We start from the raw sequence: 12,400 nt of genomic DNA, 5'->3' as shown, positions 1-12,400 counted from the left end.
GTTTCAGGCCTCGCATCGAGGTGCCCGGCTGGCGCCGGGCACGCGGCGATTGATCAGTAGATGTCGAAGGGGAAGTAACGGCTGGCGATCTGCTTGTAGGTGCCGTCGGCAATGATCTCGGCCAGGGCCTTGTTCAGCCGCTCGCGCAGGGCGTTGTCTTCCTGGCGCACGGCGATGGCCACTTCGTCATCGGTGCCCTGGATGTCGCCGAGCAGGGTGCAGCAGTCCTTGCCGTCCTTCGCCAGCCAGTCGAGCAGGGGGAATTTGTCGTGCACCAGGGCATCCAGGCGGCCGGTGTTGAGGTCGGCATTGGCCTCGTCCTGGGAGGGGTAGAGCTTCACCTCGGCCCCGGCGGCGCCGTAGATGTCCTCGGCGTACATGCCCTGGGTGGTGGAGGACTGGGCGCCCACCACCAGGCCCTTGAAGCTTTCCGGATTGGTGTCCTTCACCGTCGAGCCCTTGGCCACGGCCACGGCGAGGCGGGTGCGGTAATAGCGGTCGGTGAACGCTACCTTCTTCTGGCGCTCTTCGGTGATCACCATGGAGGCGACCACGGCGTCGTATTTCTTGGCCAGCAGCGCGGGGATGATGCCGTCCCAGTCCTGGGCCACCAGCGTGCACTCCGCCTGCATCTTCGCGCACAGGGCGTTGGCGATGTCCACGTCGAAACCGTGCAGCTGGTTGTTCGAATCCACATAGTTGAAGGGCGGGTAGGCCCCTTCGGTCGCGATGCGAATCGTCTCGGCCTGAGCGGTCGCGACGATGCCGCAGAGAGCCAGGGATGCCAATGCCAAGCGGGTGAGTCGTTTCATCGGTGCTGCCTCTTTCTTATTAGGGTTGTTCTAGCGGGGTGAACCGGGTGAGGAGGTGTAGCCAACAAACTCGTTGTGCAGGGCAGCGACGGACTCCAGACGCTGCTCGACATCTGGGCCGAGGCACTTGAACACGTCGTTGAGCAAGAGATTGACCAGGGAGAGCATCGGGCCGGTGGACTCCCAGAACAGGCCGAGGTCCGTGGGGACGCGGAAGACTTCGTCGGCATGCTGCTCCGCCCAGTCACAGTAATCGTCGGTGATGAGCGTCACCGGGATGCCCGCCTCCCGCGCATGGCGGCAGAGGCTCAGGGCATGACGCGAATAGCGGCGCGCCTCGAAGACCACCAGCGCGGCCTGACCGGGGGCGGACAGCAGCACGTCCCCGAAGTAGCCGGACGAGCCATCCACCAGTTGCACGCCGTCACGCAGGTACTGCAGCAGGTGGACGAAGGACACGGAGATGCCGCGCTCGGTCTGGAATCCGGCGGCGTAGACGCGCGGGACGCTCGCCAGTCGTTCGCAGACGGTGCGCCACTGGGGCGTGCGGTTGTGCTCGTAGACCCGCACCAGGGCCGCCATCTCGCGCTGCAGGCTGACCGACAGGGCATCCTCACCGGCCACTTCCTGCTGGCGGAATTCCTTGAGGCGATCGCCGATCAGCCAGGGGCTGTCCCCCAGGTCGTCCTTGAGATCGGCCTTCAATGCCTTGAAGTGCCCGTAGCCGAGGGCGCGACAGAAGCGCCCGACGGTGGACTCGCTGATACCGAGCTTGCCGGCGATGGCGGCGGAGGTCTCGAACGGCAGTTCCTGCAGGTTGGCCAGCATGTAATTGGCGATGGCCCGCGACGACGCGGTGCGGGCGGACAGGCTGGCTTCCAGGCGTTCTTTGAGTGATCGATTCATGGGACCTCCGGTGGCGAGGAAAATGATTGTTTTCTGTCATCAAGTCAATATTTGACAGATAACTTGCAAAACCTATGATGCGGAACCATTGCCCATTCACGAGAGCCCGCCCATGCAGAGCCACTCCAGCGACAAGGTCCAGGTGTCCTTCAATGAGCTGCGCGACCTGCTCGCCAGCATCTTCGAGCGCCACGGCACCTCGCCGCGGGTCGCCGCCATCCTCGCCGACAACTGCGCTTCGGCCCAGCGCGACGGCTCGGACAGCCACGGCGTGTTCCGCATTCCCGGCTACCTGTCGTCACTTGGCAGCGGCTGGGTGAATGGCCAGGCCGAACCCGACGTGGAAGACGTGGGACCGTCCTTCGTGCGGGTGGACGCGGGTGGCGGCTTCGCCCAGCCGGCGCTGGAAGCGGCTCGCGGGCTGGTGATGGAGAAGGTACGGACGAGCGGCATGGCGCTGCTGGCGACCCGCAACTCCCACCACTTCGCCGCGCTCTGGCCGGATGTGGAACCCTTCGCCCGCGAGGGGCTGGTGGCCCTGAGCTTCGTCAACAGCATGACCTGCGTGGTGCCCCACGGCGGCCACAGCGCCCTGTTCGGCACCAATCCCATCGCCTTCGCCGCACCCCGCAGCGGTGGCGACCCGCTGGTGTTCGACCTGGCCACCAGCGCCATCGCCCATGGCGACGTGCAGATCGCCGCCCGTGAAGGCAAGACGCTGCCGGAAGGCTACGGCGTGGATGCCCAGGGCCAGCCGACCCGCGATCCGAAGGCGATTCTCGACGGCGGCGCCCTGCTCTCCTTCGGCGGCTACAAGGGCTCGGCCCTGTCGATGATGGTGGAGCTGCTGGCGGCGGCGCTGACCGGCGGCAACTTCTCCTTCGAGTTCGACTGGTCCGGCCACCCCGGCGCGCAGACACCCTGGACCGGCCAGCTGCTGATTCTCATCGACCCGGATCGTGGCGCCACCCGGCCCTTCGCCGAACGTTGCGAAGCCCTGATCAGCCGCATGGTGGAAGTCGGCCAGGAACGCCAGCCAGGCGATCGCCGCTACCGCCAGCGCGAACGCGCCGAGCGCGAGGGCATCGTCCTGGACGCCGCCGAACTGGCCCGCCTGCGCGCCCTCGCCGACCGCTGAGCGGCGCGGCCCGGCGCCTTTCCAGTGCCGAGCGGCCGGGGTTAGAATCGGGCATCCCTCGCCAGCTACCCTTCGGCAGGCCGAACGAGCCCCCTGCCGGGGACGCGGAGACCCCGCTCCCCCGGCAATCCTGCAGACGCGACCATCACCACGCCTGCACGCGCACAGGGCTCCAATACGCACATGACTCTTACCAGCGGGTCGTGCAGGACTCGCAACCGTATCAGCCGCAGGAATCCCCATGCCCGACTATCGCTCGAAAACCTCCACCCACGGCCGCAACATGGCCGGCGCCCGCGCCCTCTGGCGCGCCACCGGGATGAAGGACGAAGACTTCAAGAAACCGATCATCGCCATCGCCAACTCCTTCACCCAGTTCGTGCCCGGCCACGTGCACCTGAAAGACCTGGGCCAACTGGTCGCCCGCGAGATCGAGAAGCACGGCGGTGTGGCCAAGGAGTTCAACACCATCGCCGTGGACGACGGCATCGCCATGGGCCACGACGGCATGCTCTATTCCCTGCCGAGCCGGGAGATCATCGCCGACTCCGTGGAATACATGGTCAACGCCCACTGCGCCGACGCCATCGTCTGCATTTCCAACTGCGACAAGATCACCCCCGGCATGCTGATGGCCGCCCTGCGCCTGAACATCCCGGTGGTCTTCGTTTCCGGCGGCCCGATGGAAGCCGGCAAGACCAAGCTGGCCAACCACGGCCTGGACCTGGTGGACGCCATGGTCGCCGCCGCCGACGACTCCTGCTCCGACGAGAAAGTCGCCGAGTACGAGCGCAGCGCCTGCCCCACCTGCGGGTCCTGCTCCGGCATGTTCACCGCCAACTCGATGAACTGCCTGACCGAGGCCCTGGGCCTGTCCCTGCCGGGCAATGGCTCCACCCTGGCCACCCACGCCGACCGCGAACAGCTGTTCCTGCGCGCCGGCCGGCTGGCCGTCGAGCTGTGCCAGCGCTACTACGGCGAAGGCGACGACAGCGTGCTGCCGCGCAACGTCGCCAACTTCAAGGCGTTCGAGAACGCCATGACCCTGGACATCGCCATGGGCGGTTCCACCAACACCATCCTGCACCTGCTGGCCGCCGCCCAGGAGGCGGAAATCGACTTCGACCTGCGCGACATCGATCGCCTGTCGCGTCGCGTGCCGCAGCTGTGCAAGGTGGCGCCGAACATCCAGAAGTACCACATGGAAGACGTGCACCGCGCCGGCGGCATCTTCAGCATCCTCGGCGAGCTGGCTCGCGGCGGCCTGCTGCACACCGATGTCGCCACCGTGCACAGCCCGAGCATGGCCGACGCCATTGCCCAGTGGGACATCACCCAGACCAACGACGAAGCCGTGCACACCTTCTTCAAGGCGGGCCCGGCCGGCATCCCCACCCAGGTCGCCTTCAGCCAGTCCACCCGCTGGCCGACCCTGGACCTGGACCGCGCCGAAGGCTGCATCCGCAGCGTCGAGCACGCCTATTCCCAGGAAGGCGGCCTGGCCGTGCTCTACGGCAACATCGCCCTGGACGGTTGCGTGGTGAAGACCGCCGGCGTGGATGAATCCATCCATGTGTTCGAAGGCACCGCGAAGATCTTCGAGAGCCAGGACGCCGCGGTGAAGGGCATCCTCGCCGACGAAGTGAAGGCCGGCGACGTGGTGATCATCCGCTACGAAGGCCCGAAGGGCGGCCCGGGCATGCAGGAAATGCTCTACCCCACCAGCTACCTGAAGTCCAAGGGCCTGGGCAAGCAATGCGCCCTGCTCACCGACGGTCGCTTCTCCGGTGGCACCTCGGGCCTGTCCATCGGCCACGCCTCGCCGGAAGCCGCTGCCGGCGGCGCCATCGGGCTGGTGGAAGACGGCGACAAGATCCACATCGACATCCACAACCGCAGCATCCAGTTGCTGGTCAGCGATGAGGAACTGTCCCACCGCCGCCACGCGCAGGACAAGAAAGGCTGGAAGCCCGCCGCACCCCGCGCCCGCCGTGTGACCACCGCCCTCAAGGCCTACGCCCTGCTGGCCACCAGCGCCGACAAGGGCGCGGTGCGCAACAAGGCAATGCTGGAAGACTGATCGCCGCCCTGACCAGAAAGCCCGGCCCTGCGCCGGGCTTTTTGCCTTTCCGTAGGGGCGATTTCAATCGCCAAGCAGGCCGAAGGCCTGCCGTGCGGAGTCCTGTGGGGCAGCTGTGCCGCCCTTGGCGAATGAATTCGCCCGTACAAATCCTGCACCACCCGCCCCGCGTGCCGCTCAGGTAGAATCGCCGCTTTTTTTCGCGGTCGATCGCCATGACTTCACTGGAAAAGCCCCCTGTCATCGAGGCTCGCAACGAGCTGCTCTACGGCCTGGACGACAAGCCGCGCCCGCTGGCCGCCGTGCTCGCCGCGCTGCAGCACCTGCTGGCCATCATCGTTCCGATCGTCACCCCCGGCCTGCTCATCTGCCAGGCGCTGGGCGTCTCTGCGCGGGACACCAACCTGATCGTCTCCATGTCCCTCGTGGTGTCCGGCATCGCCACTTATGTGCAGTGCAAGCGCTTCGGGCCATTCGGCGCCGGGCTGTTGATCGTCCAGGGCACCAGCTTCAACTTCGTTGGCCCGCTGATCGCCGGCGGCGCGCTGATGGTCAAGCAGGGCACTCCCGTGGAGGGGGTGATGGCGGCGATCTTCGGCGTGGTGATGGCCGGTGCTTTCGTCGAGATGGGCATTTCCCGCGTACTGCCCTTCATCAAGCGGCTGATCAACCCGCTGGTGACCGGCATCGTGGTGCTGATGATCGGCCTGACCCTGATCAAGGTGGGCCTGATCAGCATGGGCGGCGGCTTCGGCGCCATGGCCAACGGCACTTTCGCCAACGGTGAGAACCTGCTGCTGTCCGGCACGGTGCTGGCGGTGATCCTGCTGCTCAACCGCATCCCGGTGGTCTGGATGCGCAGCTGCGCCATCGTCATCGCCCTGCTGGTGGGCTACGCCCTGGCCGCCTGGCTCGGCCGCCTGAACTTCAGCGGCCTGCACGATGCGCCGCTGGTGCAGGTGCCGATGCCGCTGCACTTCGGCCTGGGCTTCTCCTGGTCGCTGTTCGTGCCGATGCTGGTGATCTACCTGGTCACCTCCCTGGAAGCCATCGGCGACGTCACCGCCACCAGCAAGGTCTCGCGCCAGCCGGTGGAAGGCCCGCTGTGGATGCAGCGGATCAAGGGCGGCGTGCTGGTGAACGGCGCCAACTCGCTGCTGGCCGGCCTGTTCAACACCTTCCCCAGCTCGGTCTTCGCACAGAACAACGGGGTGATTCAGCTGACCGGCATCGCCAGCCGCCATATCGGCCTGTGGATCGCCCTGATGCTGGTGCTGCTGGGCCTGTTCCCGGCGGTGGCCGGCGTGCTCCAGGCCATTCCAGAGCCGGTGCTGGGCGGCGCGGCCATGGTGATGTTCGGTGCCGTGGCCGCCTCGGGCATCAATATCCTCGCCGGCACCACCCTGGATCGCCGCGCCCTGCTGATCATCGCCGTGTCCCTGGCCTTGGGCCTGGGCGTGTCCCAGGTGCCGGAGTTCCTCGCCCACATGCCGGCCGCCCTGCGCAACATCCTCGAATCCGGCGTCGCCACCGGCGGCCTCTGCGCCCTGCTGCTGAACTGGTTCCTGCCGGAAGCTCCGGCGGAATCCCGCTAAGTGGCAGAATGGGCCTCGTCACCTGACGAGGCCCACTCCATGACCTCCCTGCGCATCGGCCTGATCTCCGACACCCACGGACTCCTCCGTCCCCAGGCCCTGGCCGCGCTGCAAGGCTGCGACCACATCCTCCATGCCGGCGACATCGGCAAACCCGAAATCCTCGACGCCCTGGCCGAACTGGCGCCTCTCACCGCCGTGCGCGGCAACAACGACCGCGATGCCTGGGCGGACGCCGTGCAGGAAGTCGAAGAACTGTGGCTGGACGACGTGGGCATCTACCTGGTTCACGACCAGGCGGATATCCCGGATGACCTGGCCGAGCGCGGCTTCCGAGCGGTGGTCACCGGCCATTCCCACAAGCCGCTGATCACCGAGCGCGCCGGGCTGCTGCACGTGAATCCAGGCAGCGCCGGGCCACGCCGTTTCAAGCTGCCGGTGTCGGTAGGGTTTCTCGTGATAGGGGATGAGGTGCAAGCGGAGCTGCGGGAGCTGGACTTGTAGGGGCGAATTCATTCGCCCCTACAAGGTTTCGGCACGCGCCAGGCAAAGCCTCAACGCTTCTCCCACACCTCGAAGGCATAGGCGGGCGTGTCCGTCGTCGCCTCGTGCTCGATGCTGGAGGCCAGGCGCCAATCCTGCTGCGACACTTCAGGGAAGTGCGCGTCGCCTTCCGGTGCCAGCTCCACGCGTGTCAGGTAAAGGCGATCGGCCTGGGCCAGGCCCTGGGTATAGAGCTGGGCGCCGCCGATCAGCATGACCTCCTCGGCGTCCTCTTCGCGGGCCCAGACTTGCGCGCGCTCGATGGCGGCCTCCAGGCTCGGGAAGACTTCGGCGCCTTCCAGCTGCAAGCCTTCCTGGCGGCTGACCACCAGATTGAGGCGGCCGGGCAGCGGGCGCCCCAGGGAATCCCAGGTCTTGCGGCCCATGATGATCGGCTTGCCGAGGGTCATGGCCTTGAAATGCTTGAGGTCCGCCGGCAGGTGCCAGGGCAGTTGGTTGTCGCGGCCGATCACGCGGTTCTGCGCGAGGGCGGCAATCAGGCAGAGGGGCAGGGTCTTGTTCATGGCGGCGAGGATACCGACTGCCGCTCCCGAGAGAAAGCCAACGGACGTCGGGTGATCGCGGCACGGCCGCCGGTTCCTGGATTGAGGATCTTTGTGACACATGTACCGTTCGTCGCAATGCTTTTATTTGACCAATCAGTCAATATCAAATACCGAAGCATTTGCAGAAATTGAACAGCTTTACGCAGGAGTTTGGCGAAAAACGCCAGATGAAAAATTGTATACAAAACACTAGTCAATGGGGCACCTCATTGTCTACAGTTGCCAGCACAAGAACAAAAGCGAGAGGCAACCATGACAGTTCCATCCGCAAGTCCAGCTCAGACACAACGTCCGGAAGATGAAAACCTCGGCATCGGTGCAAACCTTGCCTACGGTTTGCAACATGTACTGACCATGTACGGCGGCATCGTCGCCGTGCCCCTGATCATCGGCCAGGCTGCCGGGCTGTCGCCCGCCGACATCGGCCTGCTGATCGCCGCTTCACTGTTTGCCGGTGGCCTGGCCACCCTGCTGCAAACCATCGGCCTGCCGTTCTTCGGCTGCCAACTGCCGCTGGTTCAGGGCGTTTCCTTCGCCGGCGTGGCGACCATGATCGCCATCATTGGCAGCGACGGCGCCGGCGGCATCCCCGCCGTACTGGGCGCGGTGATCGCGGCCTCGCTGATTGGCCTGCTGATCACCCCGGTGTTCTCGCGGATCACCAAGTTCTTCCCGCCTCTGGTGACCGGCATCGTCATCACCACCATCGGCCTCACCCTGATGCCGGTAGCAGCCCGCTGGGCGATGGGCGGCAACAGCCAGTCGCCGGAGTTCGGCAGCGTGGCCAACATCGGCCTGGCCGCCTTCACCCTGGGCACCGTGTTGCTGCTGAGCAAGCTGGGCAGCGCCAGCATCTCGCGCCTGTCGATCCTGCTGGCGATGGTGATCGGCACCCTGGTCGCGGTGTTCACCGGCATGGCCGATTTCTCCAAGGTGCTGGATGGCCCGCTGGTTGCCCTGCCGCAACCGCTGCACTTCGGCATGCCGGAGTTCCATGTGGCGGCGATCCTGTCGATGCTGATCGTGATCGTCGTCACCCTGGTGGAAACCTCGGCAGACATTCTCGCGGTGGGTGAAATCATCGGCACCAAGGTCGACTCCAAGCGTCTGGGCAACGGCCTGCGCGCTGACATGATCTCCAGCTCCCTGGCCCCGCTGTTCGGTTCCTTCACCCAGAGCGCGTTCGCCCAGAACGTCGGCCTGGTCGCCGTGACCGGCGTGAAGAGCCGCTACGTGGTGGCCACCGCCGGCCTGATCCTGGTGACCCTCGGCCTGCTGCCGGTGATGGGCCGCCTGATCGCCGCCGTCCCCACCTCGGTACTCGGTGGCGCCGGTATCGTGCTGTTCGGCACCGTGGCCGCCTCGGGTATCCGCACCCTGGCGCAGGTGGATTACCGCAACAACATGAACCTGATCATCGTCGCCACCTCCATCGGCTTCGGCATGATCCCGATCGCGGCGCCGACCTTCTACCACCACTTCCCCGCCTGGTTCGAAACCATCTTCCACTCCGGCATCAGCTCGGCCGCCATCATGGCCATCCTGCTGAACCTCATCTTCAACCACCTGAAGGCCGGTAACTCGGACCAGCAGTCGGTGTTCGTCGCCGCCAGCGAGCGCACTCTGCGCTACCAGGACATCGCCGCCCTGAACGAGGGTGACTACTTCCGCGACGGCAAGCTGTATGACTGCGACGGCAAGGAAGTGAAGGTGACCGACCAGGACGACCACCACCACGAAGCCACGGCGCCACGGGTCAAGGTGGCGGCCAGTTCCCACAGCCACTGACCAGAAAAGGCCGGCGCATTGCGCCGGCCTTCTGCTGATGATGGGCCTCGCCGCAGCGGTTATTCTCTGAGCTCACCCTTGGCCAAGAGGCCCTTCGTGAGCGAAGCCAATCCTGATCCCCTCTCCCCCCTCTCCCCCCTCGACCAGCTCTGGCTGACCGAGGCCATCCGACTGCGCGAAGAACACGCAGGCCCTCTGGACGACACCGAAGCCAACCGGCGGGCCAATGCCGCCGGTGGCGACCTGGCGCAACGCATCCAGGTCCGCGCCCTCTGGCTGGCCCAGCGCGACGGCCAGGTCCAGGCCCTGCAGCATTGGCGCCAAGGCGCGCGGCTCGCCGGCCTGTTGCTGGTGGTGCTGGCGCTGGTCAGCGGTGCCGGTCTTGCCCTGGCCGCCCTCGGCGACGGCCAGCGTCCGGTCAATCTGTTCTGGGCCCTCGGCAGCCTGCTCGGCCTGCACCTGCTGACGCTGCTGGGCTGGGCCCTGTCATTCAGCCTAGGCGGCAGCGCCAGTGCGGTTGGGCGCCTGTGGCTCTGGCTCAGCGGCAAGCTCGCCCGCGACGCCCAGGCCGCGCACCTGGCGCCCGCGCTGCTCCTGATGCTGCAACGCCAGCGTCTGACCCGCTGGGGCCTGGGCGCCCTGGTCCACGGCGCCTGGTTGCTGGCCCTGGGCAGTGCCCTGGTGGTTCTGCTCCTGCTGCTCGCCACCCGCCGCTACGGCTTCGTCTGGGAAACCACCATCCTCGGCAGCGACACCTTCGTCTTCCTGACCCAGGCCCTGGGCGCCCTGCCCGCCCTGCTCGGTTTCAGCCTGCCGGATGCGGAAACCATCCGCGCCAGCAGCAGCGCGCTGACAGAGGAGTCCGCGCGGCAGGCCTGGTCCGGCTGGCTGCTGGGAGTCACCTTCACCTATGGCCTGCTGCCGCGCCTGCTGCTAGGTCTGTTCTGCCTCTGGCGCTGGCTGCAAGGGCAGTCGCGCCTTGGCCTGGACCTCGGCCTGCCCGGCTACAGCCTGCTGCGGGAACGCCTGCAGCCGACCAGCGAGCGCCTGGGGGTCTGCGATGCCGCACCCGCCGAATTGACCCAGCCTCAGGGCGGCAACCTCCTTGGCGAAAGCCACGGCGCCCTGCTGGTGGCCATCGAACTGGACGACCGCCGCCCCTGGCCTCCGGCCCTGCCCAAGGGCGTGGGCGATGCCGGGGTACTGGACAGCCGTGAACAGCGCCAGCGCCTGCTGGACCAGCTCAGCCGCTTTCCGCCGGCCCGCCTGGCGGTCGCCTGCGACCCACGCCGCTCGCCGGACCGCGGCACCCTGGCGCTGATTGGCGAGCTGGCCCGCAGCGCTGCCCAAACCCGTGTCTGGCTGCTGCCCGCGCCGACCGGCGAAGCCCTGGACAGCCAGCGCCTGGACGACTGGCATCAGGCCCTGGCACGCCTGGACCTGCCCCACGCCCAAGGCGCCCCCATGAACTGGCTGGAGACCGGTCATGACTAAGCCGCTGAAGCTGGCCGTGGTTGGCCACACCAATGTGGGCAAGACCTCCCTGCTGCGTACCCTGCTGCGGGATCGCGACTTTGGCGAGATATCCCACCGCCCCAGCACCACCCGCCATGTGGAGGGCGCGCGGCTCTCGGTGGAGGGTCAGCCGCTGCTGGAGCTTTACGACACCCCCGGCCTGGAAGACGCCATCGCCCTGCTGGATCACCTGGAGCGTCTGGACCGCCCCGGCGAACGCCTGGACGGCCCGGCCCGCCTGGCCCGCTTCCTCGATGGCAGCGAGGCGCGCCAGCGTTTCGAACAGGAAGCCAAGGTGCTGCGCCAACTGCTGGTGTCGGACGCCGGACTCTATGTGATCGACGCCCGCGAGCCGGTGCTGGCCAAGTACCGGGACGAGTTGGCGGTGCTGGCGATGTGCGGCCGTCCGCTCCTGCCGGTGCTGAACTTCGTCGCCAGCGAAGGCCACCGCGAAGCGGACTGGCGCGAAGCCCTGGCCCGTCTTGGATTGCACGCCCTGGTGCGCTTCGACAGCGTGGCACCGCCGCTGGACGGCGAACAGCGCCTCTACGACAGCCTGGCCCTGCTGCTGGAACGGGCCCGGCCGCAATTGCAGCGGCTGGCGGAGGACCACCAGGCACAGCGGCGCCTGCGTCTGGAAGCCGGCAGCCGGTTGATCGCCGAACTCCTGCTGGATGTGTCTGCTTGCCGCCGCCTCGTACCCGCCCAGGACGCTGCCCTGCAAGCCGCCACGGGAACCCTGCGCCAGCAGGTGCGGGAGCGTGAGCAGCGCTGTGTGGAGGCCTTGCTGCGCCTCTACGCCTTCAGCCGGGAGGATGCTACCGCCAGCGATCTGCCTCTGCTGGGCGGCCGCTGGGGGGATGACCTGTTCAACCCGGAGACCCTGAAACAACTGGGAGTACGGCTGGGTGGCGGCATGGCGGCGGGCGCAGCCGCCGGCGCCGGCGTCGACCTGCTGGTGGGCGGCCTGACCCTGGGCGCCGCGGCGGCGCTCGGCGCCATCGCCGGCGGCGCCTGGCAGACCTTCGGCCATTACGGCGAACGCCTGCTGGGCAAACTCAAGGGGCAGCGGGAACTGACCGTGGACGACGCCATCCTGCGCCTGCTGGCCCTGCGTCAGCGGCAACTGCTCCAGGCACTGGACGCCCGTGGCCACGCGGCCTTCGAGGCGGTTCGCATCGATACCCCGGAAGAGAAGCAGTGGCGGGAAGGCAAGCTGCCAACCGTGCTGGCCAAGGCCCGAGCTCACCCGGAGTGGTCGTCGCTGAACGCCGAAGCGGAACTGGAACAGGCCGAACGCCAGGGGCACGTGGCAACGCTGGCCACGGGCCTGATGCCCTGACGAAGCGCCCGCCGCGAGGACTTACCGAACGCCTTCGGCTCCCGTAGGATTGGCCCGCCGCTCCAACAGGGCTGACCTCTGAATGCAGGGCGCCAGCAAGGGGCCCGTTGCCCCG

At 67.2% G+C, this 12,400-nt stretch carries 10 protein-coding genes; 7 read left to right on the top strand and 3 right to left on the bottom strand.

Annotated elements, in window-relative coordinates:
* Nucleotides 1-53: 53 nt before the first annotated feature.
* Together TQ98_RS00510 and TQ98_RS00505 are read right to left on the bottom strand one after the other, a co-directional pair.
* The gene (locus TQ98_RS00510) at nt 54-812 is read right to left on the bottom strand and encodes an ABC transporter substrate-binding protein (RefSeq protein ID WP_044870994.1); all 759 of its coding nucleotides are present in this window, start codon (nt 810-812) and stop codon (nt 54-56) included.
* Nucleotides 813-842: 30 nt separating this feature from the next.
* Nucleotides 843-1,718, bottom strand: coding sequence for a MurR/RpiR family transcriptional regulator (locus TQ98_RS00505; RefSeq protein WP_044870993.1), 876 nt, complete (start codon nt 1,716-1,718; stop codon nt 843-845).
* A 112-nt stretch (nt 1,719-1,830) separates the two neighbouring features.
* Between TQ98_RS00505 and TQ98_RS00500 the strand changes: the two genes are divergently transcribed.
* The 4 genes from TQ98_RS00500 to TQ98_RS00485 all read left to right on the top strand — a co-directional run bounded on the left by TQ98_RS00500 (nt 1,831) and on the right by TQ98_RS00485 (nt 7,035).
* Nucleotides 1,831-2,856 carry an Ldh family oxidoreductase gene (locus TQ98_RS00500; RefSeq protein ID WP_044870992.1) on the top strand — a complete coding sequence of 342 codons (1,026 nt, stop codon included), beginning with the start codon at nt 1,831-1,833 and terminating at the stop codon, nt 2,854-2,856.
* 241 nt (nt 2,857-3,097) lie between these two features.
* On the top strand, nt 3,098-4,936 hold the full coding sequence (gene ilvD, locus TQ98_RS00495) for a dihydroxy-acid dehydratase (RefSeq protein ID WP_103102830.1): 1,839 nt from the start codon (nt 3,098-3,100) through the stop codon (nt 4,934-4,936).
* Between the two features lie 215 nt (nt 4,937-5,151).
* The gene (locus TQ98_RS00490) at nt 5,152-6,531 is read left to right on the top strand and encodes a uracil-xanthine permease family protein (protein ID WP_044870989.1); all 1,380 of its coding nucleotides are present in this window, start codon (nt 5,152-5,154) and stop codon (nt 6,529-6,531) included.
* 39 nt (nt 6,532-6,570) lie between these two features.
* Nucleotides 6,571-7,035, top strand: coding sequence for a metallophosphoesterase family protein (locus tag TQ98_RS00485; protein ID WP_177410151.1), 465 nt, complete (start codon nt 6,571-6,573; stop codon nt 7,033-7,035).
* A gap of 50 nt (nt 7,036-7,085) precedes the next feature.
* On the opposite strand, the gene TQ98_RS00480 is transcribed toward TQ98_RS00485, so the two are convergent.
* Complete coding sequence (locus tag TQ98_RS00480; protein ID WP_044870988.1) at nt 7,086-7,598, bottom strand: dihydrofolate reductase; 513 nt, start codon at nt 7,596-7,598, stop codon at nt 7,086-7,088.
* Between the two features lie 294 nt (nt 7,599-7,892).
* Here TQ98_RS00480 and TQ98_RS00475 point away from each other — a divergent pair, with 294 nt between their 5' ends.
* The 3 genes from TQ98_RS00475 to TQ98_RS00465 all read left to right on the top strand — a co-directional run bounded on the left by TQ98_RS00475 (nt 7,893) and on the right by TQ98_RS00465 (nt 12,285).
* Nucleotides 7,893-9,428, top strand: a complete 1,536-nt coding sequence (locus TQ98_RS00475; RefSeq protein ID WP_044870987.1) for a nucleobase:cation symporter-2 family protein — start codon at nt 7,893-7,895, stop codon at nt 9,426-9,428.
* 96 nt (nt 9,429-9,524) lie between these two features.
* Nucleotides 9,525-10,922 (top strand): DUF2868 domain-containing protein, encoded by a 1,398-nt coding sequence (locus TQ98_RS00470; protein WP_044870986.1) that lies wholly within the window; start codon nt 9,525-9,527, stop codon nt 10,920-10,922.
* Complete coding sequence (locus tag TQ98_RS00465; RefSeq protein ID WP_044870985.1) at nt 10,915-12,285, top strand: GTPase/DUF3482 domain-containing protein; 1,371 nt, start codon at nt 10,915-10,917, stop codon at nt 12,283-12,285. The genes TQ98_RS00470 and TQ98_RS00465 overlap by 8 nt, the downstream gene beginning before the upstream one ends.
* Nucleotides 12,286-12,400: the final 115 nt, after the last annotated feature.

The sequence above is a fragment of the Pseudomonas sp. LFM046 genome, assembly GCF_000949385.2.
Classification (GTDB): Bacteria; Pseudomonadota; Gammaproteobacteria; order Pseudomonadales; family Pseudomonadaceae; genus Metapseudomonas.
Note: the sequence above shows the minus strand (reverse complement) of the source record. Positions and strands in the feature narration are given on the sequence as shown.